The following is a 23,722-nucleotide window of genomic DNA, read 5'->3' as shown; positions in this document are numbered from 1 at the left end:
GAATTGGTTCCTGGTCTCTTACGACAGGACTGCCGTGCGCCGCAGGGCAAAGACGCTCCGCTTGTAGGAATCGCTGCGGCGAGCTCCGCGGGAACAACGCCTGCATCCTGCCGTTGCATTCTTTGATGCAGCGGCCGATGAGTAAATGCAGTCCGATGTCGTGATCGTCGGGGGCGGGCTCGCCGGCCTCGCTTGCGCGGTCGCGCTTCGCGACTGCGGGCTGCGAATTCGTGTGTTTGAGGGCTCTGCACGGCTTGGCGGACGTGCGTGCAGTTGGACGGATCCGCATACGTGCGACGATGTCGATCTCGGGCCGCATATCCTCCTGACCGAATACAGAAACATGCTGGCGTTCCTGGAGCAGTTGGGAACGCGCGATCGGATCGTTTGGGAGACCGAAAGACTGCTACGACTCAGGGAAGGTCGTCGGGTCACCGACATGCGCCTGCATGCTCTACCGCCGCCGCTTCATTTGCTACCGAGCCTGGCGACTACCAAGAGCGTTAGCCTCGCGGACGTCGCATCCAATCGGCGCGTGCTTTGGATGGCGATGCGGGCCACCGAGGAGCACATCAAGCACCTGGATGGACGTAGTGCACTGGACCTGCTTCGTCACAGCGGCGTAAGCGATCGCTTCATCGAGTGGTTCTGGGCGACTGCGTGCATGTCGGTCTTGAATGTGCCGCTCGATCGCTGCTCGGCCGGCGCGCTGATGCGCGTGTTCGCCCAGCTGACGGGGTTACAGGAGTACGCCATCGGGTTCGCCGACGAGGCGCTGGCGAATTTGTTCGTGCCTGGATCGATTCGGATGTTGGAGCGGGCCGGCGGTCGCGTCTATACGGAATCCCGAGTGGATCGGATCGTGGGAGAGCAGGGGCGCTTCCATTCCGTGATGCTTCAAGGCGGCGAACGAATCGAGGCGCGCTTCTGCGTGGCCGCTGTGCCGCCTCAGTGCCTGACACGCCTGCTGCCCGATGAATGGGCAGCGATGGATCCGTTCAAGGATGTGGGTCGCTTCGAGCCCAGCCCCTATGTGAGCAGCTATCTCTGGCTCGATCGCAAAGTGACCGACGAGAGATTCTGGGCGCGCATCTGGAATCCTTGCGATCTGAACACCGACTTCTATGACCTTTCCAATATCCGTCGTGGCTGGAGCGAGCGGCGCGAGTCGGTGATCGCGAGCAATATCATCTTCAGCCATCGCGCTGACGGGCTGAGTGACGAACAGATCGTGGCCGCGACGCTGGACGACATACGGGAGGCTTTGCCGGCCGCCGAACATGCCCATATCCGGCATGCGGTGGTGAATCGCATCCCCATGGCGATTTCCTGTCCCACGCCTGGCTGCGAGCGGTGTCGCCCCGCGACGCGCACGCCCATCGAGGGCCTTTTGCTCGCCGGCGATTGGACGGACACTGGCTTGCCGTCTTCAATGGAGAGTGCCGTGCATTCAGGCTGGGCGGCGGCGGAGGTGATCTTGCAAATGCAGGGCCGGCCTCATCACCTGGTATTGCCCAAGCGGGAGCTCGAGGGGATTGCGGGATGGGTTCGCAGGTATGGTGCTCGATGAGTGATCTTTCGGCAGAGTCTCTCGCGGACCCATTCGCCGCCACGCCGGGTGATGAGTCGCATCTCCCGCCTGCGCCGTGGACTCTGCATGGCGAAGCGTTGATCGGCTTCAAACTCGTTCCCGAGGATCTCGCACGGCGACTCATTCCTCCCGACGCGCGTATCTTTCGAGTGTGGCCCGGGCGTACGGTGGCCATGTTGTACCTTTCGGAGTACCGGCAGAGCCCGGTAGGTGAATATCGCGAGCTCATATTCGCGCCTGCGCTGGTTCGGCGGAAAGGGCGAATCGGCTTCTGGATAGCTCACATCCTCGTCGACAAACATCGATCCCTGCTCGCCGGGCGCGCGATCTGGTCGCTTCCGAAACAAGCTGCCTCGATACAATGGAACGACGGTTGCGTGCGCCTCTCAGGTCCGCAGGTAAAATTGCAGGTTGTGGCTACTCGCCCTCGCGCCATGGTTCGGCTGCCCTTCGCCGGGGCTGCCATGAGTATGTTGGGTCCCGCCGAGAGCTGGTTCCCCGTGCGCGGCGCCGCCGGCATCGGACTTGCGCGTGCACGCGTGGAGGTGGCGGATGAGATCGGTTTGAGCGCCCTTGGATTCGGCGGCGTATCGACGTTTATCTTCTGCCGTCACATGCGCGTGACGATTCAACGTCCCACCATGCTTTCTTCTGGCGCTTCGAATCATGAACCAGATCCGCATCGTCCGCCTGACTGCAGCAGATCCTGAGCTCGCCCGCCGCATGTTCGAGCTCATGGCTCACGTGTTCGATGAGCCTTCCGAGCCGCTCAGCGACATGTATCTATCGAAGCTGCTGCGGCGTCCCGATTTCTGGGCTTTAGCTGCATTCTCTGACGGAGAACTGATCGCCGGTCTCACTGCGCACACGCTACCGATGACTCGCAGCGAATCCTCCGAGATCATGGTCTACGACATCGCCGTGCATCCCGCCCGGCGGCGCCAGGACGTCGGTCGGCAACTCATCTCCTCACTCCGCTCCGCCGCCTCCGCCGCAGGCATCGAAGATATCTTCGTCCCCGCAGACAACAATGACATTCAAGCCCTCGACTTCTACCGCGCCCTCGGCGGCTCGCCTTTGGCCGTGACTCATTTCACCTTCAGTCGCGAGACCTCTCGCTGATCTCCCCGATGTCCACTGCTGCCCGTTTTGAACGATGTGCTCGTCCGCGTACACTGGAAGATATGGGAGAGGGAAGAGCAAATGCTTAATGGATTGCCGAGGCTCGCTCAAATGTGGCTGGTGTGTTTGTGCATCGGCGGATGCGGCGGCGACGTCAGCGCAAGCCATTCTGCATCGTCAACTCCGACCATTACATCCGTCCCGCTGATACTGCGCGACAACTCGGCCCTAGTTAGCATCCGGATCGCCAATTCGGACGTCCCCGTTCAACTCGATACCGGCAACTTCACTTCCGTCAGTCTCAGCCAGGAGATTCTCGACCGCGCCGGCGCGCAGGCGATCGACGGCGTGTCAGAGCGAATAGATGCACAGGGTAACAAGGTCGAATCGCCCCGGTTTCACATCGACCGCATGCAGCTCGGGAACGTCGTTTTCAACAACGTGAACGTGCAGCTCGATGTTCACGCGCCTTCGTATCAGCCCTACCAGATCGGCCAGCAGGGCTTCCTCGGAACCGCGCTCCTGAAGGGTTATCGGGTCATCATCGATTATCCCAAGCAAGCCATGACCCTCATTCCTGCGCAGGTGCCGTTGAAAGGAACGGCATGCCAGGGCACGGAGGTAGAGTTCGACGAGGCTTGGGCCGGCGAACCGGCAACGCTGATCGAAACCGATCTGGGAACACTGACGGTGTGGTGGGACACCGGCGCAGGAGGATCGGCCCTCACCAAGCGTTTCATCGAGAAGGCAGGCCGTAGCGACGCGCAGACAGTTGAATCGTCTCGCCTGCTCATCGGCGGTGACGACTTCGGTCCCTGGACATTCCAGGTGTGGGAGAACCTCGTGTTGCCGCCGGGCTTCGACGGATTCATCGGCGATGACTTCTTTTCGAATCACGTTGTGTGTATGGACTTTCCGGCGAAGCGGCTACTCGTGCGCAAGGCGCCAAAGCAAGCGTCAGACCGCAACTGAGATGATGAAACGGGATGACCAAGCTTGTGCTCAAAGGGCGGCTGACGGCAGAAGCCGGTCAAATGTTCGTCAAAGCCATCGACGCGGCCTGCACAGAGCTCCCAACAGTCCGATTTCGTTTCCGCGGAAACGTCGGCCGGGCAATGGAGGCTTGACGAAAACGCCGTGAGTCAGCAGATTCGACTGAGCCGCTAGAGTTCGAGGGGCATAGATGAACAGCTCGCCGTACCACATTCGCCGACGCCTCGGCATCGCCGGTTTGTTTGCCGGAGCCATCGTATTGGCCGGTTGCGGGAGCGCGCCGACAGTGGCGCCGAAGGGGCCGGAGTTGCAGTTGTTGGAGTCGAAGCCGTTGTCGGTCGCGGAGACGTGTGAGGTGACCGGGAGTTATTTCGTGGAGTTCACCGTGTTGAGCGATGGCACGACGGGGAACATCCAGGCGCCGCCGGGGCCGCCGTGCATGCAGCAGGCGTTGACGGCCTGGGTGGAGACGTTTCGGTATGCCCCGCCGGGGAGGCAGACGCCGGCTGGGGTGGAGTGGCTGATGGTGACGGGTCGCAAAGGATCCTGAGCGCACCAAAACGCGGGAATTCAAACCGCTGGCAACCTTCTGCGCCGCGGCTGCGTCCAACGCCCTGAAGGCCCATTCCGGGCCGCGAAGCTTCAGGGAGACGCAGCTCACATGCGGAAAACAATCATGGGGACGCTGGCCGGAATGTTGCTCCTGGCCGGAGTCGCTTCGTATGCCAGCAGTCGCGAATCATCCAGCGACACTCGATATATCGGCGCCTATATATTTGAAGACGGCTCGCTGTTCGTCGTCGGGCCACGCAACGCCACCGAGCTGCGATTCAAGAAGATCGACGGCGAAAGCGGAACACTCTGGCCGACCGAAGCAACCGACAACTTCGAAGGCGGCGACGGCTGGTCCAGGCGCGAGCCCGTCACCAACCGCGTGCAATTCCAGCGCAATGCCGCCGGGCAGCTCTCCGGAGTGATCTGGCAGCGCACCGAGAACGGCGAGAAGAAGGACATCAAAGCGGCGCGCCTGCGCCTGCGGGAAGAGTGGGTGACCTTCCAAAGCGGCCAGCTCAGATTGCGCGGCAAGCTCATCCTGCCCGAAGGCGAAGGTCCGTTTCCGGCGATGATCCCGGTGCACGGCTCGGAAGAATACAGCGCCGTCGAACAGTACTCCGATCCATACATATACGCCGCGCATGGCATTGCCGCGTTCGTTTACGACAAGCGTGGCACCGGCGGCTCCGAAGGTAAGTTCACCGCGAACTTCCACGTCCTCTCCGACGACACCGTCGCCGCCGTCCAGTATCTGCGCAAGCGAGCCGAGATCGACGGCGACAAAATCAATCTCGCCGGCTACAGCCAGGGCGGCTGGATCGCGCCACTCGCAGCGTTGAAAGATGGAAACATCCGTAGCGTGTTCGTCGGCTACGGCGTGGCAGTCCCGGTGACGGGAGAGGATCGCTGGGGCTACGTGTATGCCATGGAGCGCAAGGGCTTCAGTGCCGGGCAAATCGCCGAGATGGACCGCATCGCCGGCATCTTGAGCGACATCTTCGACCACGGTAAGAATCGCTGGTCCGACTTTTCGAAGGCTCTCGAAGCCGCGCGCAGCGAGCCCTGGTTCGAAACTGCCAAACACAGCGACTCCCTGTTCGGCATGATCGTGAGTCGAGAAACGCCGCTATGGGTGCTGCGACCCTACCTCTGGTGGAAGTACGGCCGCATGGATCCGCCCTACATCGATCGGCTCTACGACCCCGTGCCGACGCTGGCCGAACTGGACACGCCGAGCTTCTGGGTGTTCGGCGGCAAGGATTCGAGCGCCCCGACGCAGTGGAGCGTCGAGGAACTGCGCAAGCTGCAGCAAGCGGGCCGACCCATTCAGTTCTTCGTGTATCCCGAGGCCGAGCACGGCATCCTGCGCTTCGAGCAGAAGGAGGACGGCGAACGCGAGGTGCTGGGCTACGAAACCGGCTATTTCCAGCAACAGATCGACTGGTTCCGCCAACAAAGCGGGCTGCAATAACTGCGCTGTAATACGGCAGCAGTAGTTTTGGAGTAGGCTGCGGTGTCTATTGCCGCAGCCTACGATATCCATCGCTCATGACCCGCCGTGCCCCTGACGCCCCTGTCTTCGAAGAATTGCTCACACAGCGACTGACCCGCCGGCATGTGCTGCGGGCTGGCGTCGCGATCGCGCCGATGGCGGTTGCCGGTTCTGCCTTGTTCACGCCCGCGCAGGCGCGAGCGTCCAAAGCTGCCCAGCTTGGTTTCAAGCCCATCGTGGGCAGCAACGCGGACGCAGTCGTGCTGCCGCCGGGCTACACCTACGACGTGCTGATTCGTTGGGGCGAGAGCCTCACCTCCAAAGTGCCCGATCTCGACGCCAGCAAGCTCGACGCCGGCGCGCTGCTACAACCGAATGCCGCGGAATATCAACGCCAGCAGTTCGGCACCAACTCCGACGCGATTCATTTCTTTCCGCTCAACGGTCGCAGCGATCACGGTGTGCTGTGCGTGAACAACGAGTACACCGAAGACTCGCTGATGTTTCCAGGCCATCCTGGACTCCGTGGGCTCCGCGGCGGTCGAAGTCGAGCCTACGTGCAGGAACACCCGCAAGTCGTGCCAGTCGCCAAAGCGGCGCAGGGCGTGTCCGTGGTCGAGATCAAACGTGAACGCGGCCGCTGGCGATTCGTGAAGGACTCACGGTTCAATCGGCGCGTCACTGCGGATACGCCCATCGATATCGGCGGTCCGGCGCGTGGCGCGGAATTGATGCGAACCAAGGATGATCCGAGAGGCGAGCGCGCTCTCGGCACGTTCGCGAACTGTGCAGGCGGCGAGACGCCCTGGGGCACTTATCTCACCGCCGAAGAGAACATTCAGGACTACTTCGCCAAGCTCGATCAGCTCGAGGCGCGCAAGGACGTCGATCCATTCATCATCGAGGCGCATCGCCGCTGGCGCATGTGGAAGGCGCAGTCGCTGTACAACTGGGATATCGCCGATCCCCGCTTCGATCTGGCCACGACACCCACGGAGCCATTCCGCTTCGGCTGGATCGTGGAGATCGATCCTCTGGATCCAACCAGCACTCCCATCAAACGAACGGCTCTGGGCCGCTTCGCGCATGAAGGCGCAAGCCCGGTGATCGCGGGCAACGGGCGCATCGCGGTCTACATGGGCGACGACGACAAATTCGAGTACGTCTACAAATTCATCTCCACGAATCGCTTCGACCCCAGGAATCGCGCAGCGAATCGCAGCCTGCTAGATCAAGGCACGTTGCACGTGGCGCGCTTCGACGCCAGCGGCAAAGGTGAATGGCTGCCACTGGTGTTCGATCCCAAGGGTCCATTGAATGCTGCGGCAGGCTTTCGCAATCAGGCTGACGTGCTGATCAAGGCACGCATGGCGGCGTATTTACTGGGCGCGACGCCCATGGATCGTCCCGAGGATGTCGAAGCAAATCCGACCACCGGCCGCATCTACATCGCATGTACGCGTAACGAGAATCGCACGGTCGAGGCAGGGACCACGACCTACGGCGGCCGCGAGATCGATACTAGCCCGAATGCAGCGAATCCGCGGAGCGCGAACAACTTCGGGCACATCATCGAAATCACCGAGGCAGGTGACGATCACACCGCCCTGGAGTTCTCCTGGGAGGTCTTCCTGCTTGCGGGCGATCCTTCCGGTGGTCGCTTGATCACCCATCTCGGCGAAGTGAAGAGCGACAGCGCTTATTACGCGGGGTATGCGAATGCCGCCGATCTGAGTCCGATGGGCTCGCCCGACAACGTCGGCTTCGACCGGGCAGGCAATCTATGGATCGTCACGGATGGCTCGCAGCCCCATGGCGGCAACGATGGCTGCTGGGTGGCGCCGACGGTCGGCCCGAATCGCGGTCGTCTGCAACAGTTCATGAGCGGCCCGGTGGGCAGCGAGGTCTGTGGCTGCCAGTTCTCACCGGACGATGAAACGTTGTTCATCAGCATTCAGCATCCAGGCGCCGGCGGCAGCACGGCCGAGCCCCGCAGCCATTGGCCCGATGGCGGGTCGAGTCAGCCCCGCTCGAGCGTGATTGCAATTCGCAAAGAGGGCGGTGGCGTCGTCGGCAGCTGACGCGGGCTCAGCGTGGCCCAATCGGCAGATAGGCCAGACCCAGCTGCGCGCCGATATCCGGCGTGTTGCTGAAGTTGGAAATGTTCTCGGTCACGGCCAAGCTCCACTGCACGTGACCGACGCGCTGCTGCAGGCCGACGCTGAGCTGATATTTGTTGTCGGTGAGCTCTTCGAGATCTTCCGCATCCCGCACGGTGCTGCGACTCGCGTACGCCTGCAGAATGGCTGTGGTGTTGGGAGTGATGCCGAACCCATAGCCGAACAGCGCCGTCGGGATGATCTGATGCTCGTCGGCAGGCGTTTCGGGACCGCCGGCGTAGTACACGGCGCTGCCCGCGATGTACGCGGCGTGCCGGCCCCAGGTTCGCTGCAATGTGAGTTGTGTGCCGTAGTCGTCCCGGCCCGTGGATAACAGGACACGTTTGCTGTCCACGGCAATCTTCGCCGCCACCTCGAATACGACATCCCATCCATAGCGCGGCTCCGGCAGGGAGTATCGTATGCCGAGCACTGGATCGCTGAAGCCGCCTTCCGACTGCGCCAGCTGGGAGTACCGAGCACCGCGCACGTTGTAGACCATCTGGAACTGATTGCGCGCGACCAGGTCGCGACCTTGCTGGCTGAATCCCGACGCGTCATGAAACTCTTCGATGGTGCTGTCGAGCACGCCGCGCCCATAGCCGATATAGGGAATGCTCAGGTAGGTGGTCCACCATGTGCTCAGACGCTTGTGGAAGATCACGTCGATCAGGCCGATTTCGCCGTCGACGTAGTAGGCGTCGCCAGGCATGTTCAGGATCGCGGCGGCATCTGCCTGACTGAGGGGCTGCCGGCCCACGTCGCGCGCCTCCAGATAGTCGCGGACGTTGTCGCTCATCACGAATGTATTCTGATATGCGGTCAGGACCTCCACCGCCCAGCTGTCCTGACGTGCATCGACAGTATGCGCGGGCAGCATGTCGAGCCGGAACAATCCGAACGGTGTGAGATCGCGGCCACGGAGCAGGCCTGGATGGTGCCAGTCAGACCGGTCGGCCGCGGCGGCCGAGCTCGTGGCGCAAATGACGAGCAGCGCGAGCCAGCGTCTCATCGAGGGTGACCTCCCTGTCTGGTGATCGAGACTCCCTACAGCACCTTGCCGGGATTCATGATGCCGTTCGGGTCCAGCGCCTGCTTGATGGCGCGCATGACCTCCAGCGCGACCGGATGTTTATAACGAACCAGCTCCTCGCGCTTGAGTCGTCCGATGCCGTGCTCGGCGCTGATGCTGCCGCCGTAACGTGCGATCAGGTCGTGCACCGCCCGGTTTATGTTCGGCGCCAGGCGCAAAAACGATTCATCGTCGGCGCCCGCGGGCCGGCTGATATTGAAATGCAGGTTGCCGTCGCCCAGGTGGCCGTAACAAACAATGCGCCCCTGTGGGGAAATCGCCTGCACCAGGCGGCAGGCTTCGATGATGAATTGCGGCAGCTCGCTGGTTGTTACCGAAACATCGTGCTTGATGCTGGCGCCGATGTGGCGCTGAGCTTCCGGGATGGTTTCTCGCAGCCGCCAGAACATCTCTCGCTGCGTCTCGCTGGTCGCTAGCGCCGCGTCGCTGATTTGACCTTCTTCCATGGCCGCGGCGAGCTCCACTTCGATGGCTCCGCGCAACTGTTCATCGTGTCGGCCCATGCCGATTTCCAGCAATACATACCAGTCATGCGCGCCGTCGAGCGGATCGGTTGTGTCGCCGATGTGCTGGAGCACCAGTTCGAGAGCGATGCGAGGGATCAGCTCGAACGTCGAAACAGCGTCGCCGGTGAATGTTCGTAGACGGGATAGCAGCGCGACTGCTCGTTGAGGATCGGTGACGCCGACGAACGCGGTCACTGTCGCGGCGGGCCGTGAGAACAACTTGCAGGCGGCTGCGGTGATGACGCCCAGCGTGCCTTCCGCGCCGATGAACAGGTCGCGCAGGTCATAACCGGTGTTGTCTTTGCGCAGCGGCTTGAGGCCGTCGAGAATGCGGCCGTCGGGCAGGACGACTTCGAGGCCGAGGATGAGATCACGCATCATGCCGTAGCGGAGCACGGCCGTGCCGCCGGCGTTGGTGGATAGATTGCCGCCGAGCTGGCACGAACCCTCCGATCCCAAACTCATGGGAAACAACCGATCCACCGCGGCCGCCGCCGCCTGCACTTCGGCCAGCACGCAGCCGGCTTCCGCAATCATGGTGTAGTTCAGCGGATCGATGGATCGAATGCGCCGCATGCGCGCCAGCGACAGGACGATCTGCGATCCGTCCTCGCTCGGCGTCGCTCCACCGCAGTAACCGGTATTGCCACCGACCGGCACGACGCCCACTCGGGCCTCGTTACACAGCCGCATGATTGCCGAGACCTGCTCGGTGCTGTCCGGGCGCAGAACCAGCGACGTCGCGCCTCGATAAAGCTTGCGGTGGTCGACGAGGTACGGCTCGAGGTCAGTCGCCTGATCGAGAAAACCTCGCGGTCCGACGACGCGACGAAGCTCGGCCATCAATCCAGTTTCCGTACTCATGGGCGAGAGTGTAGCGTCAACATGAGCCCGCCACACTCGTCAGCCAGCAGCCGCTGCGAACCTGGCGACCTCATGCAAGCTGAGACCTGCGTCCCGGCAGGTTCAACAGGTTCCCTCGAATGAGATGTGCGTCTCTGAGGCGCTTGCTGAATCTTGCTGTGCTTCATCTGGCCCAGCAAGAAGCTTGTAGCGATTCACAGTTCCGCAGCGATGCGGCATGTCAGTCTGAAATCCTGGCACCAATGGTTTTTGAAACCTCAACAAGATGACTGACATGCTTGCTCCATCTCCGTCAATGACTTCTCAACGCGCTGCAATCATCGGTTCTGTGAAGGCTGTCACGCGCCACCGCCTGCTCATCGGCTTTGTAGCAGCGATGGGTGCGCTTGCCGCGCAGGCCGCGGGTCCGCAGAACATGCAACTGTCGATGCAAGCCCAGAAGAACTACTTCAGGGAGAAGTGCTTTTCGCTCGAGGTCGGTCAGCGGCTGGCGTATCAATTGAGCACGCCGCATTCGATCGAATTCAACCTGCATCACCATCGCGCCGATGGCGTCATGGTGTATCCGGACAAGCTGGTGGTGAAGTCGCGGCATTCGAAGCAGCTCGTGGCCGATTCGGCCGGCGCCTACTGCTTCATGGCGACCAATCTGGGCGACCAGCCCGGCGCCTTCGAGGTTGTCATCAACTACGAAATCGCCGCGCAGTAGGCGTTGCGCGTCAGTCCTCTTTTGATTCACGGTTCATAGTCAAAGGCTTTCCATGTTTGCTCTCAAGTTACGCCGCCTCGCGGCGCCGCTGCTGCTGGCGCTGTCCGCGCTAGCGGCTCCGCACCTGGCGCAGGCAACACATTTCCGCGGCGGCTCCATCACGTGGCAGGCGTTGGCCCTCGACGGCGATGGCGTCAAGAACGACGTACGCGTCACGGTCAAAACCGCGTGGCGACCGGATTCGATCAACACTCCCTCGCTTTCGTCCTCGCCATCCTTGGGCACGTTCACGCTGATCAGCGAAGAGCGCCTCTGCGTCGGCCCGGGCGTGACAGTGAGCGCGTCATCGACTTGCTCGGCGCACCCCACCACCGACTACGCGCTGACGACAACCTTGTTCGAGAAGAGGAACCTCGATCCCAACACGCGCTACACAGTCGCGTTCGCCAGTGGCGATCGCATTTCCGACCTGCAAAACAACGCGGACGGCGGCTGGAACATCCAGACGACCATCTATCTGAAGGACGGCAACCTGGCCCCCAAGGTCGACCTGCCGATCATCCTCGAAGTGCCGATGTTGCAAGACGATGGCGTGGGCGGCACGGTGGCGTTGCCCGACTGGACGTTCGATATCAGCTCCAGCGATCCGAACGCCGACAAGCTGCGTTACCGGCTGGCGAATCAAAGCGAGCTCGGTTGCACCGCCGGCAGCTGCGGCTATACCAATCCAGCGGGACTTTCCATCAATCCCAACACGGGTCTGTTGACCTGGACCGGCTCGGGTAGCCTGACCGCTGGACACATGTACAGCGGCGGCATCGTCGCCGAGGACGTCGATGCGTACGGCGCGGCCAAGTCCAAGACCCATGTGGATTTCATTCTCCGGCTGGAAAACAAGGCCGCGGTCAATTTCGATCCGGTGAACGACATCGAGCCCGGGGACGGCGGAACGTTTCCCGAGACGCGCAACGTGCGCGTCGAGAAGGGCAGCTCCTATACGTTCACGGTGACCGCAAGCAACGTCGATACGACCAGCCTTGGCAGCCTGCAAGGCACTCTGGTCGAAAGCACCGCGAATACCTTCACCTTCACTCCAGGCGCCCCCGGCACGGGGCTGGAGCCGGGCTCTTATCCCATCACGTTCCAGATCTCCGATGCGAACAACGTCCGCAGCGATTCCTATCTGGTCATCAATTTCATCGTGCCCGATCCGCTGGCCCCCAAGATCTCGAACATCGAGGGCGACCGGACCGTCTACAACAATAACTCGACCGCGCCGGGCGACGCCGCGCAACAGTTGGTCGATCAAGGCAACAACGCACTCGTGGAGGATGTGGACAGTCCACACCTCAACGGCGGCTTCGTGCTGTTCAACGTCACGTTCACCGACGGCGCCTATGAACGCCTCGGCATCGAGTCCGTCGGCGACGGCCCGGGACAGATTCGCGTCGATGGCGACCAGGTGTATTACGCAGGCCAGGTCATCGGCGAGATCGATCCGGCCCAGGATGGCGTCGGCCGCGCTCTGCGCGTCAACTTCACGAGCAACGATGCCACGCTGGCGGCCGCACAGGCGTTGGTGCGCAGCCTGACCTATCAGGACACGTTCACGCTGCGCCCGGCGGGCGATCGCTCGCTGTCGCTGTTCATTCAGGACGGGGAAGGGCACAGCAATGCCTATGACTTCTTCGTGAACGTGCAGCCGCATGCCTCTCCGCCGCCGGCGAACACCGGACCATTGCAAGCGGCCAATCGAATCTCCGTGACCGAAGGCACGACGGTGGCGTTGAGCGATTCCAATATCAGCTACGCCGATCCGGATGGCGACCCGATTACGTTCACCGTGACGAGCGTGACGCACGGCCACTTCGAGTTCGTCAGCAACCCAGGCACGCCGATCAGCTCGTTCACTCAGCAGGACGTGACGCTCGGCAGGATTGCGTTCGCTCACGGTGGCACCGAGAACGCGCCCACTTACTCGCTCACGGCCGACGACGGCACTGGCAATTCGGCGGGGCCGCACGCGGGTGAAGTCACGTACTTCGGTGTCGATGACAACGCCCCGGTCATTTCCGGCACTCCTGCAACCAGCGTCATGGAGCGCAACGCCTACAGCTTCATCCCGAGCGCCAGCGACGCAGACGTCGGGATCGGCGGGAACCTGACTTTCAGCATCGTCAACATGCCGATCTGGGCGACCTTCAATACGGCGACCGGCCGGCTCAGCGGCACGCCGCCGCGCGGCAGCGCTGGCACCTACGCAGGCATCGTCATCAGCGTGAGCGACGACGACGGCTCGACCGACAGCCTGCCCGCTTTCAGCATCCAGGTGACTGCGCTGCCCGACGCCGACGGCGACGGCCTGCCGGACGCCGACGATGCGAACGACGCCAATCCCGATACCGACGGCGACGGCATCCCGGACGGCGCCGACGTGGACGTGAACGGCGACGGCATCCCCGACAATGGCACCGACAGCGATGGCGACGGCATCAACAACGCCAGCGACGTCGATCAGGTTGGCGGCGGTGACGCCGATGGCGACGGCATCGCGGATTCGGCCGATACGATCGACAACCGTGCCGATGCCGATGGCGACGGTTTGCCGGACGCCGTTGATCCGAATGACGCGAACAGCGATACGGACGGCGACGGCATCCCCGATGGCGCGGACGTGGACGTGAACGGCGATGGCATTCCCGACAATGGCACCGACAGCGATGGCGATGGCGTCAATGACCGTGCCGATGCCGACTCGAATCCGGGTCTGACCGATACGGACCGCGATGGCGTGATCGACAACTACGACATGGACATCGACGGCGACGGCATCGAAAACGTGTCCGAGGGCAGCGGCGACCTGGACGGCGACGGCATTCCGGACAATCGCGACCACGATACCGACGGCGACGGCATTCCCGACGTGCTCGAAGGCGCGGGCGATTCCGATGGCGACGGCACACCGGACTATCGCGACCTGGATAGCGACAACGACGGCGTGCCCGATGCACTCGAGTTGCCCGGCTTGCACCAGGACACCGATGGTGACGGCATTGCCGATCGCTTCGATGTCGATCAGACCGGCGGCACCGACGCCAATGGCGACGGCATCGACGATGCAGCGCTGCCCGATACGGATGGCGACGGTCGGTCGGACCTGGTCGATACCGATCAGGACAACGACGGCATTCCCGACATTCTCGAATCCGGCGCTTATGGCTTCGATTCGGACAATGACGGCATCGACGATCGCTGGGACGCCGACACGCCGGGCAACACCGACGCCAATGGCGACGGCATTGCCGACGATGCGCGTCCGCTCGACAGCGATATGGATGGCATCCCCGACGTGGCGGACTCCGACAGCGACAACGACGGCGTGAGCGATCGTGCCGAAGGCGGCGCGAGCGGCTCCGATACGGACGGCGATGGCATCGACGATGCGTTCGACGTGGACTACGTCGGCGGCGCCGATTCGAATGGCGATGGCGTGGCCGACTCGGCCGCAGCGCGCGACTCGGATAGCGACGGCGTGCCCGACTTCCGCGATCTGGACAGCGACAACGACTCGATCCCCGATGTCGTCGAATCCGGTGGCGTCGACGAGGACGGCGATGGCCTGCTCGATGTCGGCGGCACGATCACCTCGACGCCGCGCGACACGGACGGCGACGGCATTCCGGATCATCGCGATACCGACAGCGACAACGACGGCGTCACGGATATCGCGGGTACGATCTATCGGAACCTCGACGCCGATGGCGACGGACGTATCGATGACAGCACCGATACCGATGAAGACGGCATTCCGGATGTGGCGGATGCCGAGCCGATGCAGCGTGGCTCGCGCGCCGACGGCGATGACGACGGCGTGCCGTCTCATCGCGATCAGGACGACGACGGCGACGGCATTCTCGATTCCGTCGAGGGCGACGGCGACTCGGATGGCGACGGCGTGCCCGATCGACTGGATCGCGATGCCGACAATGACGGCATTCCGGATCGCATCGAGATGGGTCTGCCGCGTCCGTCGGGCATCGACGCGAACAACAACGGCGTGGACGACGCTTATGAGGGCGCGATGCGGCGAGACACGGATCGCGACGGCATTCCGGACTACCTGGATACCGATAGTGACAACGACGGCATCCCGGATGCACAGGAGATCCTGCTGGTGGCGTTGAGCGGCGCGGATTCGGACGGCGACGGCATCGACGATGCGCTCGACGTTGACGCGACGGGTGGCATCGATGCGAACGGCGACGGTATCGACGATCGCAAAGTGCGAGTCGTGGATACCGATGGCGATGGCATCCCCGACCATCTCGATACGGACGCCGACAACGACGGCATGCCGGACGGCAAGGAATGGGGTGACTTCAACCGCGACGGCATCAACGACGCCTTGCAGAAAGACCCGGGTCTGAAGACCGGCGTCAAAGGCGGCGGTGGCGGCAGCTTCGGGTTGCTCGCGCTACTCGCACTGCTGGTGCTGATGTTCATTCGCAAGCCCGGGCGTGCTGCCCGGGCGGCTGTGGTCGTCGTCGCCATCGGTGCGTCGGCGATGCACATGCCCACCGCACGCGCGGCCGACACGGCCGCGACTTGCACCACCGGCGGCAGCTTCAGCGAAGGCTGCTGGTCGGTGGGTGTGGGAGCGTTTGTAACCACGCTGCGGCCGGACGATTCGCAGTCGGCGTGGAAGCTGGTCGATGACAGCGACATCGGCTACAAGCTCAGCGTGGAATATCGTTTCCGCCAGCATTGGTTCTTCGAGCTTGGCTATGCGGACATGGGCAGCGCGCAGGTCCAACACCGCAATCCCTCGATCGAAGGACGCGAGCCGCTCGATTACACCTTCCCGAGTGTGTTCGCCGGCTACTTGTTGTTCGACGAGGCGCGGCCGTTCAACGTTCACGCCAAGCTGGGCTACGCCATGTTGCGCGTCGATGCGGCCAGCTACATCGTCGAGGACCAGCAGCACAGCGACCAGTTCGCGCTCGGTGCCGGTGTTCGCGCTCGCTTGTGGCAACGTTTGGAGTTGCAACTCGAGCACGAGTACTACGACAAGGATGCGCGTCAGACGGGCCTGGCTATCCGCTACTCGTTCTAAGATCGTTCAACAGCGTCCACCTCACTTGCCACCTCACATTGTGGGGTGGACGCTTTCGATCAGCGACGGCCATCGATCCGGATCGCTCGCCAGGCTCCGCAGCTCCTCCGGCGTGATCACCCGGCCGTCCAGCACTTCCATCTCCTGCAGCAGACAGGCGAATGTCAGCTCCGGCGCGGGATCCTTCACGACGAACGGCCGAGCGGTGCCGCCGATCAAGTGCTCTGATTCGGAATGCCGATCGACGGTGACGGTGAAGCGATACTTGAGCTCGACCGCGCGGCTATCGAGCAGATATTTCTGGCAGAACAACTGCGGACAGATCCGGGCTGCGTCCTCGCTCTCGGTGGAATCGCAGCCCTTCACCACCACCGCCTGCTTGGAGCGCAGCAGCTCCGGCTCGCTCAGATTCCCGAGCAGCCAGAACAACCCGGACAGGGCGATACCGAAAACGGCAGCGAAGATGGCGAGACGCAGCGGCAGCATGCTGCCGGCAACTCTACCCGCGCCAGCCTGGCTTCACCATCAACATGTGCACATCGCCCAGCTGCCGCTCGGCGAAGCCGCCTTCGCAGTAGCACAGGTAGTAGTCCCACAACCGGATGAACTCGTCCGGATAACCCAACGCACGCACACGTCCGATGTTGGCGAAGAAAGCCTCGCGCCACAGACGCAGAGTCGTAGCGTAGTGCGGCCCGATGTCCTCCAGGTGATAGAGCTTCATATCCGTCGAACGCGTCACCGCATCCGTAATGGCAGTCACGCACGGGATGAAACTGCCCGGGAACACGAAGCGCTGAATGAAATCCACGCTCTTCAACGCATCTTCATAGATCTGGTCCTGAATGGTGATGGCCTGAATCAGCATCGCCCCGTCGGGCTTGAGCAGCGAGGCGCACTTGGCGATGTAAGTGTCCAGGTACTGATGGCCGACCGCCTCGATCATCTCGATGGACACCAGCTTGTCGTATTGACCGGTGAGATCGCGATAATCGTCCAGGCGCAAATCGATGCGATCGCTCAAGCCCTCGGCGGCTACGCGCTGCCTGGCCATCGCGAACTGTTCCTTGGAGATGGTCGTGGTAGTGACCCGGCAGCCGTACTTCTGCGCCGCGTAGATGGCGAGCCCGCCCCAGCCAGTTCCGATTTCCACCAGGTGATCGCTCGGCTTGAGCTGCAGCTTGCGGCACACCGCCTCGAACTTGGCGAGCGAGGCTTCCTTGAGCGTCGCTTCCGGCGCTTCGAAGATGCCGCATGAATACGCCATGGTGTCGTCCAGGAACAGCTGGAAGAACTCGTTGCCCAGATCGTAGTGGGCCGCGATGTTCTTGCGGCTGCCGTCCCTGGAGTTGCGATTCATCCAGTGGAAGATCCGGCGCAGCGGCGCCGTGAGGAACGCAAGCCCGCCCTCCATGTTCTGCATGACCTCGCGGTTCAGCACCATGATGCGAACCAGCGCCACCAGGTCGTCGCTGCGCCAGTGACCGTGGATGTAGGCTTCACCCGCGCCCGTGGTGCCACCAAACGCCGCGTCGGCCCAGAACTGCGGATGCACCACTTCCACCGTGGCGGAGAGCGAGCATTGGGTCGTGTGCTTGCCGAAGCGATGCACTCGATCGCCCTCGACCACGGCGATCTCGCCATGCTGCAAATGTTTCAGCTGGCCGAGCAGCGCGTCGCGGCCGGTCCGCTGCAACCACGAATCGTTGGCGACCAGGGCGGGCGTATCGGGAAGAATCGACGGTCTTGCTGTTGTCATGGCGTCGTCCACTTCGGATGAGTGAAGAAGGGCGTGCGTCGGAACCACAGGCGCAGCGCCTGCCAGTAAATCGCACCGGAAACCTTGGCGGTCATGAGCGGATACTTGACCAGCGCGCGCGTCAGCGCGGCGCTGGAAATCTCCTCTCGCTGCAGCGTGAGCGTGGCGTCGAACACGCGTCGGGTATGCCCGTCCTGCTGCTGCAGATTGTCCATGTGAATGCGCAGTTGCTCGCCCGGCACGCTCAAGCGCCAGTCATAGCGCATGTCCATGGGCCAGAACGGCGAAACGTGAAAGTCCTTGCCGAATTCGAAGCGCAGCACTGAATCGGCGCGCGTGGCCGCCGAGACCGGCAACACGTACGCGTGACGTTCCTTCCAGGGCGTGTTGGTGATCTCCGCGAGAATCGTCTGCACCTTCTCGCCGCTGCTGTCGAAGCAGTAATAGAACGACACCGGGTTGAAGATGTAACCGAAATATCGCATGTGAGTCAGCATGCGAATCGGGCCGTCGGGTCGACGGCCAGTCTGCGCGGTGACGGTGCGACGAACTGCTTCGTCCAGGCTCAGCTCGCCGGGGCCATCGTCGCCGTCGTTGAGCGTATGGTGATAATCGGAACGTTTGAACCGCGCCAGCGCCGGACCGCGCGCCGACCAGCCCCAGTAGGGATCGAACAGGCGCGGCAGCTCCGCCAGGTCCAGATACATCATGAACAGCTCGTAGCGGAACTGATGACCGGACGGCTCGTGACGACGGTGGCGAACCCAGCCGTTGTAGATACAGCTTTCCATGGCGTTGTCTCCAGTCAGCCAGGATCAAGCCACGTTTGCGGCAGCTGGCTCGGTTTGCGGCGCGACGTTGCCGTCGCCGCGAGCGGTAAGATCCCACTGGAAATGTTCGAGCGCGCGCATCGCCGTGACGACTCCGTCTTCATGAAAGCCGTAGCGCCAGTAAGCGCCGCAGTAATAAGTGCGGCGAGCGCCATTCACTTCGCGATGGCGCGCTTGCGCGGCGACGCCGGCCGGCAGATACACCGGGTGGTGATAGGCGATGCGCTGAATGATCTTGCTCTTGTCGATCGCGTCGGCGTGATTGAGCGTGACCAGAAACCTGGTCGGTGCATCCAGCGTCTGCAGGATGTTCATGTCGTACGTGAGGGCCACGGGCTGCTGCGGGCTCTTCAGCGCGTGATAGTTCCAGGCCGCGCGCGCCAACGGACGACGCGGCAACACGGACGTATCCGTGTGCAGAATCGCTTCGTTCGCCGCGTACGGGAACGCGCTCAGCACTTCACGTTCGGCCGGCGTCGGATCGCTCAGCATGTCCAGCGCCTGATCGCTGTGGCATGCGATGAACACGTGATCGAAGCGGTGCACCTCGCCCTGGCGAGTGCAAACCTCGACTGCGTTGGGCCGCCGGCGCACGCCCTCGATGGGCGTGGACAAGCGGATATCGGCCTTCATCGAAGCCACCAGCTTGCGAACGTACTCGCGCGAGCCACCCTTGATGGCCTGCCATTGCGGACGATTGTTGACGTTGAGAAAGCCGTGGCGATCGAAGAAGTCCACGAAGAAGCGCGCCGGGAACGACAGCATGGCGTCCGCCTCGGCGGACCAGATCGCGCGACCCATGGGCAGGATGTAGCGCTCGGCAAACGACTCTGAATAGCCGTTGGCGCGCAAATACTCGCTCAGCGTCAGCTTGTCGTCGTTGGTCTTCAGCAGCGACCGCGACTCGCGATTGAAGCGCAGGATGTCGTAGATCATGCGCAGGAACGAGGGGCTCACGATGTTCGAGCGCTGCGCGAACAGCGCATTGATGGAAGTGCCGTTGTATTCCAGGCCGGTACGTTCGCAGCGCAGGCTGAAGCTCATGTTCGACGGCTGCCACGCCACGCCCAGCTCGCGCAACATGGCGATGAAATTCGGATAGGTCCAGTCGTTGAAAACGATGAAGCCGGTGTCGACGGCGTACTGCTTGCCATGCCAATCGACATCGATGGTGTTGGTGTGGCCGCCGGGATAGTTGCCCGCTTCGAACACCGTCACCTCGTGCTGGCGGCTCAGCCGCCACGCCGCATATAAACCTGCGATGCCCGCGCCGATGACTCCAATGCGCATATGTTCCTGCCCGGTAATGGCTCGATGCTTGTTGTTAGATGGTTTCGGTGCGAGCTTCGGTGCGCATGCGAGTGCGCGCGTCGCGCACTTCGCGTGGCACCGGTTTGAGATCCCAGACGATGCCGAACAGCGCCAGCAGGCGCAGCCCGTAGTACGTCAGGTCGATCTCCCACCAGTAGAAGCCCTGACGGGTCGACACCGGATAATGGTGATGGTTGTTGTGCCAGCCTTCGCCGAAAGTGAGCAGCGCCAGCCACAGGTTGTTGCGGCTGTCATCGCTGGTTTCATAACGGCGCTTGCCAAAGCGATGACACAGCGAGTTGATGGTGTAGGTGGCGTGGTAGGTCACCACCGTCGAGACGAAAAAGCCCCACACCAGCATCTGCCAACGATTCGTGTGGAGCCCTGGCGCGTAGTGCTCCAGCGCGGCGCCAAGTGCGAACAACCCCACGGCCAGCGCGACCGGCACCAGAATGTCGAATCGGTCGAGCAGTCGCAGCTCGGGAAACTTGAGCAAATCGCGCACGCGGGACAGGTCCGGCTGGAAATGACGGCGCGACAGGAACCAACCCATGTGGCTCCACAGGAAGCCTCGTTGCACCGGCGAGTGGACATCGTGCTCGGTGTCGGAGAAGGCGTGGTGATGACGGTGGTGCGCAGCCCACCAGATCGGGCCGCGCTGCACGGCTGATGCGCCGAGCAGAGCGAACACGAACTGGCCGGCGCGCGAAGTCTTGAACGAGCGGTGCGAGAAGTAACGATGATAGAAGCCCGTGATCGCGAACATGCGAATCACGTACATCGCGACCGTGACCATCAGAGCGATCGGACTCACGCCGACGACGAACACCGCCGCGCAAGTGACGTGCATGCCGATGAACGGCACCACGCGCAGCCAGTCGATGCTGTCGATCTTGGCAGCGTCGAACTTCGCCAGGCCCGCGCCCGCATCCAGCCAGCTGGTGAAGCTGGTCAGAAGACTGGTTTCGGTGTCGAGAGCGGCCGGGGCTGTTTCGACCCGTCGCGGCGCGGCGTCAGTGGAGTTGATCATGCTCATGCGTTCCTCGGGACAGGATTTCGCACGAGCTGCGATTTACGGATTCAATACTTAAGTTGTGGCTAGATCATTCATGCAGCTGGGAATAAACCTGAAGCGCGCGCTTGCGGGATTCCCCCAAATCGAGCGCAGGAAACGGATAGGTCACGCCCGGCTCGATTGCCGCTTGCGTCAAAACCTCGTCGGGTGCGGCAGCCCGCGACCCATGGCCAACCGCATGTGTTGTTGGCGAGGTTCGCATCGACCAATGTGTTCCATAACAGAACCAGCGCGCGCTCCAACCAATGGATCTGCAGATTTCTTGTCAGCAGCGAGGCGACGATCATTCGCACTCGATTGTGCATCCATCCGGTGCGCCACAGCTCGCGCATGCCGGCGTCGATTAGCGGAATGCCGGTGAGACCGCGTTGCCAGGCGCGCAGGTCGGCTCGACTGCCTCGCACTTCTGCTTGGCTAAGCGAACATCCAGTGGGCGCTTGGTGCTCGGTGGAAAGTGAAACAACAGGTGGTACGCGAACTCGCGCCAGCCGATCTGTCGCAGATAGCTGTCGATGCCCCTGGCTCGCGCAGCGCCAGCGTCCGAGTGTCGGAGCGCGGCGACAATCTGCCGCGGCCCGATGTCACCAAAATGTAAACGCGGCGACAGGCGCGAAATCTCGCACCGGTCCGGTCGATCCGGCCCGGCAGAGCAATGCTGGATGTCGGTGAGGCGCAGATCGCGCCGGAACCAGACCGGCGCGGTCTGGTGGGCTTTCATGTCGCCTCAGCCGGGGCGGCGGAGGCGGTTATCGCTGTGCAATGGGAGGCGGGACGGGGTCCGGCGGCGCAGGGCCCTGTTGCCGGACGCATCGGCAGGTGTCGGCAACGCTCAGGCGTCGTCCCGATCGTTGTAATCGTCATCGTCGTCGAGGTCTTCGTCCTCGTCGTCGTCCCAATCGTCGTCGTCCTCGTCCCAGTCGTCCTCGTCTTCGTCCTCTTCTTCTTCTTCCTCTTCATCCTCGTCGTCGGAGGCCCAGCCTTCGGGCTCCTCGGCCTGCTCGAGGTCGAGCTCGTGCCAGGTATCGAGGTCGATCTCCTCGATATCGCCGTTTTCGTACTGCACTTCGACCAACTCCTGGTCGGGATCCACGGACAGCACTTTGAAGACCTCGTTTTCTTCGAGATCCTCGTACCATTTTCCCTGGACCGGGTCGTAATCTCTGGCCACGCAAACACCTCAGACGGGAGACCGGTGTGTTCACCGGCGGCGGAATATTAGGGGCATTCTCCAAGACTGCCAAGTGAGTGAAACAGCGGCGGCGCGGCGACTGGCGGGGCGGATGGACGGGGGTTCGGCGGGTGCCTACACTGCCGCGCCTTTCATGCTTCGTGCCAGAACGCCTCGCTAGCCTCGTTTGTGCCATGACGTCCACCGCCCATTCATCCGCCCAGCCGCTGTTGCAGGCACGGCGCATCGTGATCAAGGTCGGCTCGGCCTTGCTGGCCGATAGCGCCAGCGGCGCGGTCAAACGCGACTGGCTGGAAACCCTGGCGGAAGACATCGGTGCCCTGCGCCGGCGGGGGCAGGAAGTGTTGCTGGTGTCCTCGGGCGCGATCGCGCTGGGGCGCCGACAGTTGGGACTGGCGCCCGGCAAGCTCAAGCTGGAAGAAAAGCAGGCGGCCGCGGCCGTGGGCCAGATCCGCCTGGCGCACGCCTGGACCGAAGTGCTGGAGCACCATGGACTGAGCGTGGCGCAGATCCTGCTCACCCCAGGCGATACCGAGCAGCGACGCCGATACCTGAATGCACGCAACACCCTGCGGACTTTGTTGAAGCTCGGCTCGGTGCCGGTCATCAACGAGAACGACACCGTGGCCACCGCCGAGATTCGCTATGGCGACAACGACCGGCTGGCCGCGCGCGTGGCGCAGATGATCAGCGCCGACTGCCTGATCCTGCTGTCGGACGTGGATGGTTTGTACACGGCCGATCCGACGCGCAATCCGAACGCGCAGTTCATTCCCGAAGTGCGCGCCATCACGCCCGAAATCCAAGCCATGGCGGGCGGGTCCGCATCGGCGGTGGGCACCGGCGGCATGGCGACGAAAATATCCGCGGCGAAAATTGCAGTCGGTGCAGGCTGTCATATGTGCGTGGCGCTCGGCGGCGAACTGCATCCGGTACGGCGAATCGAACAAGGCGCGCGTTGCAGCTGGTTCTATCCATCGGCCAGTCCAGCGACCATGCGCAAGCAATGGATCGCGGGCACGCTGCAACCGGCCGGCGAATTGTTCGTCGATGCGGGCGCCGCCGCTGCGCTCGCTCGCGGCAAGAGTTTGCTGCCGGCCGGTGTCACTCGCATCGTCGGTCCGTTTCAACGCGGCGATGCTCTCATCGTGCGCGACCACAGCGGTCACGAGATCGCGCGCGGCCTGGTTGCATATTCCAGCGCGGACTGCGAACGCCTGCTCGGTCACAAATCGAACGAAATCGAAGCGCTGCTCGGCTTTCACGGCCGCGACGAGATGATTCATCGCGACGATCTGGTGATCACTCGCTGAAATCGAGCCCTGAAGATCGATGCCCGATCGACCCCTGAACATCGAAGC

20 protein-coding genes are annotated in these 23,722 nt (G+C 62.7%); 10 read left to right on the top strand and 10 right to left on the bottom strand.

Features of this window, described 5'->3' with window-relative positions; translation table 11 throughout:
- The first annotated feature begins 145 nt into the window (after window positions 1-145).
- From hpnE to JM946_RS01255, 7 genes are all read left to right on the top strand, one after another.
- On the top strand, window positions 146-1,570 hold the full coding sequence (gene hpnE / locus JM946_RS01285; RefSeq protein ID WP_203165331.1) for a hydroxysqualene dehydroxylase HpnE: 1,425 nt from the start codon (window positions 146-148) through the stop codon (window positions 1,568-1,570).
- Window positions 1,543-2,301, top strand: a complete 759-nt coding sequence (locus JM946_RS31485) for an acetoacetate decarboxylase family protein (protein ID WP_407700489.1) — start codon at window positions 1,543-1,545, stop codon at window positions 2,299-2,301. The genes hpnE and JM946_RS31485 overlap by 28 nt, the downstream gene beginning before the upstream one ends.
- Window positions 2,258-2,713 (top strand): GNAT family N-acetyltransferase, encoded by a 456-nt coding sequence (locus tag JM946_RS01275; RefSeq protein ID WP_203165329.1) that lies wholly within the window; start codon window positions 2,258-2,260, stop codon window positions 2,711-2,713. The genes JM946_RS31485 and JM946_RS01275 overlap by 44 nt, the downstream gene beginning before the upstream one ends.
- A 36-nt stretch (window positions 2,714-2,749) precedes the next feature.
- Window positions 2,750-3,685, top strand: a complete 936-nt coding sequence (locus tag JM946_RS01270; protein WP_322110909.1) for an aspartyl protease family protein — start codon at window positions 2,750-2,752, stop codon at window positions 3,683-3,685.
- Window positions 3,686-3,896: 211 nt separating this feature from the next.
- The gene (locus JM946_RS01265; RefSeq protein ID WP_203165327.1) at window positions 3,897-4,256 is read left to right on the top strand and encodes a hypothetical protein; all 360 of its coding nucleotides are present in this window, start codon (window positions 3,897-3,899) and stop codon (window positions 4,254-4,256) included.
- 111 nt (window positions 4,257-4,367) lie between these two features.
- Entirely contained in the window at window positions 4,368-5,732 is a 1,365-nt protein-coding gene (locus JM946_RS01260) for an alpha/beta hydrolase family protein (RefSeq protein WP_203165326.1), read from the top strand.
- Between the two features lie 77 nt (window positions 5,733-5,809).
- Complete coding sequence (locus JM946_RS01255) at window positions 5,810-7,834, top strand: PhoX family protein (protein ID WP_203165325.1); 2,025 nt, start codon at window positions 5,810-5,812, stop codon at window positions 7,832-7,834.
- Between the two features lie 7 nt (window positions 7,835-7,841).
- Here the strand turns inward: JM946_RS01255 and JM946_RS01250 are convergent, their stop codons facing one another.
- Together JM946_RS01250 and JM946_RS01245 are read right to left on the bottom strand one after the other, a co-directional pair.
- Complete coding sequence (locus tag JM946_RS01250; RefSeq protein WP_203165324.1) at window positions 7,842-8,924, bottom strand: DUF3187 family protein; 1,083 nt, start codon at window positions 8,922-8,924, stop codon at window positions 7,842-7,844.
- A 35-nt stretch (window positions 8,925-8,959) separates the two neighbouring features.
- Complete coding sequence (locus JM946_RS01245; RefSeq protein ID WP_203165323.1) at window positions 8,960-10,375, bottom strand: FAD-binding oxidoreductase; 1,416 nt, start codon at window positions 10,373-10,375, stop codon at window positions 8,960-8,962.
- A 295-nt stretch (window positions 10,376-10,670) separates the two neighbouring features.
- Between JM946_RS01245 and JM946_RS01240 the strand changes: the two genes are divergently transcribed.
- Entirely contained in the window at window positions 10,671-11,084 is a 414-nt protein-coding gene (locus tag JM946_RS01240) for a hypothetical protein (protein WP_203165322.1), read from the top strand.
- Window positions 11,085-11,136: 52 nt separating this feature from the next.
- Window positions 11,137-16,197, top strand: a complete 5,061-nt coding sequence (locus JM946_RS01235) for a putative Ig domain-containing protein (protein WP_203165321.1) — start codon at window positions 11,137-11,139, stop codon at window positions 16,195-16,197.
- 33 nt (window positions 16,198-16,230) lie between these two features.
- Here JM946_RS01235 and JM946_RS01230 read toward each other — a convergent pair whose 3' ends face one another.
- The 8 genes from JM946_RS01230 to JM946_RS01195 form a co-directional block, all read right to left on the bottom strand.
- Window positions 16,231-16,683 (bottom strand): hypothetical protein, encoded by a 453-nt coding sequence (locus tag JM946_RS01230; protein ID WP_203165320.1) that lies wholly within the window; start codon window positions 16,681-16,683, stop codon window positions 16,231-16,233.
- A gap of 13 nt (window positions 16,684-16,696) precedes the next feature.
- Window positions 16,697-17,956, bottom strand: a complete 1,260-nt coding sequence (locus tag JM946_RS01225) for an SAM-dependent methyltransferase (protein ID WP_203165319.1) — start codon at window positions 17,954-17,956, stop codon at window positions 16,697-16,699.
- Window positions 17,953-18,747 carry a DUF1365 domain-containing protein gene (locus JM946_RS01220; RefSeq protein WP_203165318.1) on the bottom strand — a complete coding sequence of 265 codons (795 nt, stop codon included), beginning with the start codon at window positions 18,745-18,747 and terminating at the stop codon, window positions 17,953-17,955. Before JM946_RS01220 ends, JM946_RS01225 begins: the two co-directional genes overlap by 4 nt.
- Window positions 18,748-18,771: 24 nt before the next feature.
- Window positions 18,772-20,076, bottom strand: coding sequence for an NAD(P)/FAD-dependent oxidoreductase (locus JM946_RS01215; RefSeq protein WP_203165317.1), 1,305 nt, complete (start codon window positions 20,074-20,076; stop codon window positions 18,772-18,774).
- 34 nt (window positions 20,077-20,110) lie between these two features.
- Window positions 20,111-21,124, bottom strand: a complete 1,014-nt coding sequence (locus JM946_RS01210; RefSeq protein WP_407700498.1) for an acyl-CoA desaturase — start codon at window positions 21,122-21,124, stop codon at window positions 20,111-20,113.
- Window positions 21,125-21,204: 80 nt separating this feature from the next.
- A complete protein-coding gene (locus JM946_RS31480; RefSeq protein WP_203165315.1) occupies window positions 21,205-21,576 on the bottom strand; it encodes an FAD-binding domain-containing protein in 372 nt (123 codons plus the stop codon).
- Entirely contained in the window at window positions 21,516-21,890 is a 375-nt protein-coding gene (locus JM946_RS01200; RefSeq protein WP_203166580.1) for a hypothetical protein, read from the bottom strand. The genes JM946_RS31480 and JM946_RS01200 overlap by 61 nt, the downstream gene beginning before the upstream one ends.
- Before the next feature lie 111 nt (window positions 21,891-22,001).
- Window positions 22,002-22,340: a DUF6763 family protein gene (locus tag JM946_RS01195; protein WP_203165314.1), complete on the bottom strand. Its 339-nt coding sequence runs from the start codon at window positions 22,338-22,340 to the stop codon at window positions 22,002-22,004.
- Window positions 22,341-22,534: 194 nt separating this feature from the next.
- Here JM946_RS01195 and proB point away from each other — a divergent pair, with 194 nt between their 5' ends.
- The gene (gene proB / locus JM946_RS01190; RefSeq protein WP_203165313.1) at window positions 22,535-23,674 is read left to right on the top strand and encodes a glutamate 5-kinase; all 1,140 of its coding nucleotides are present in this window, start codon (window positions 22,535-22,537) and stop codon (window positions 23,672-23,674) included.
- Window positions 23,675-23,722 lie beyond the last annotated feature (48 nt).

It is taken from the genome of Steroidobacter gossypii, assembly GCF_016801985.1.
GTDB classification, from domain to species: Bacteria; Pseudomonadota; Gammaproteobacteria; order Steroidobacterales; family Steroidobacteraceae; genus Steroidobacter; species Steroidobacter gossypii.
This window is presented reverse-complemented; position numbering and strand designations above follow the sequence as displayed.

Coding starts and splice junctions, on each gene's coding strand:
- JM946_RS31485 (WP_407700489.1), top strand. CDS start 1,543: ATGGGTTCGCAGGTATGGTGCTCGATGAGTGATCTTTCGGCAGAGTCT.
- JM946_RS01275 (WP_203165329.1), top strand. CDS start 2,258: ATGAACCAGATCCGCATCGTCCGCCTGACTGCAGCAGATCCTGAGCTC.
- JM946_RS01260 (WP_203165326.1), top strand. CDS start 4,368: ATGCGGAAAACAATCATGGGGACGCTGGCCGGAATGTTGCTCCTGGCC.
- JM946_RS01250 (WP_203165324.1), bottom strand. CDS start 8,924: ATGAGACGCTGGCTCGCGCTGCTCGTCATTTGCGCCACGAGCTCGGCC.
- JM946_RS01200 (WP_203166580.1), bottom strand. CDS start 21,890: ATGAAAGCCCACCAGACCGCGCCGGTCTGGTTCCGGCGCGATCTGCGC.
- JM946_RS01255 (WP_203165325.1), top strand. CDS start 5,810: ATGACCCGCCGTGCCCCTGACGCCCCTGTCTTCGAAGAATTGCTCACA.
- JM946_RS01220 (WP_203165318.1), bottom strand. CDS start 18,747: ATGGAAAGCTGTATCTACAACGGCTGGGTTCGCCACCGTCGTCACGAG.
- JM946_RS01265 (WP_203165327.1), top strand. CDS start 3,897: ATGAACAGCTCGCCGTACCACATTCGCCGACGCCTCGGCATCGCCGGT.
- JM946_RS01225 (WP_203165319.1), bottom strand. CDS start 17,956: ATGACAACAGCAAGACCGTCGATTCTTCCCGATACGCCCGCCCTGGTC.
- proB (WP_203165313.1), top strand. CDS start 22,535: ATGACGTCCACCGCCCATTCATCCGCCCAGCCGCTGTTGCAGGCACGG.
- JM946_RS01215 (WP_203165317.1), bottom strand. CDS start 20,076: ATGCGCATTGGAGTCATCGGCGCGGGCATCGCAGGTTTATATGCGGCG.
- JM946_RS01245 (WP_203165323.1), bottom strand. CDS start 10,375: ATGAGTACGGAAACTGGATTGATGGCCGAGCTTCGTCGCGTCGTCGGA.
- JM946_RS01235 (WP_203165321.1), top strand. CDS start 11,137: ATGTTTGCTCTCAAGTTACGCCGCCTCGCGGCGCCGCTGCTGCTGGCG.
- JM946_RS01230 (WP_203165320.1), bottom strand. CDS start 16,683: ATGCTGCCGCTGCGTCTCGCCATCTTCGCTGCCGTTTTCGGTATCGCC.
- JM946_RS01240 (WP_203165322.1), top strand. CDS start 10,671: ATGACTTCTCAACGCGCTGCAATCATCGGTTCTGTGAAGGCTGTCACG.
- hpnE (WP_203165331.1), top strand. CDS start 146: ATGCAGTCCGATGTCGTGATCGTCGGGGGCGGGCTCGCCGGCCTCGCT.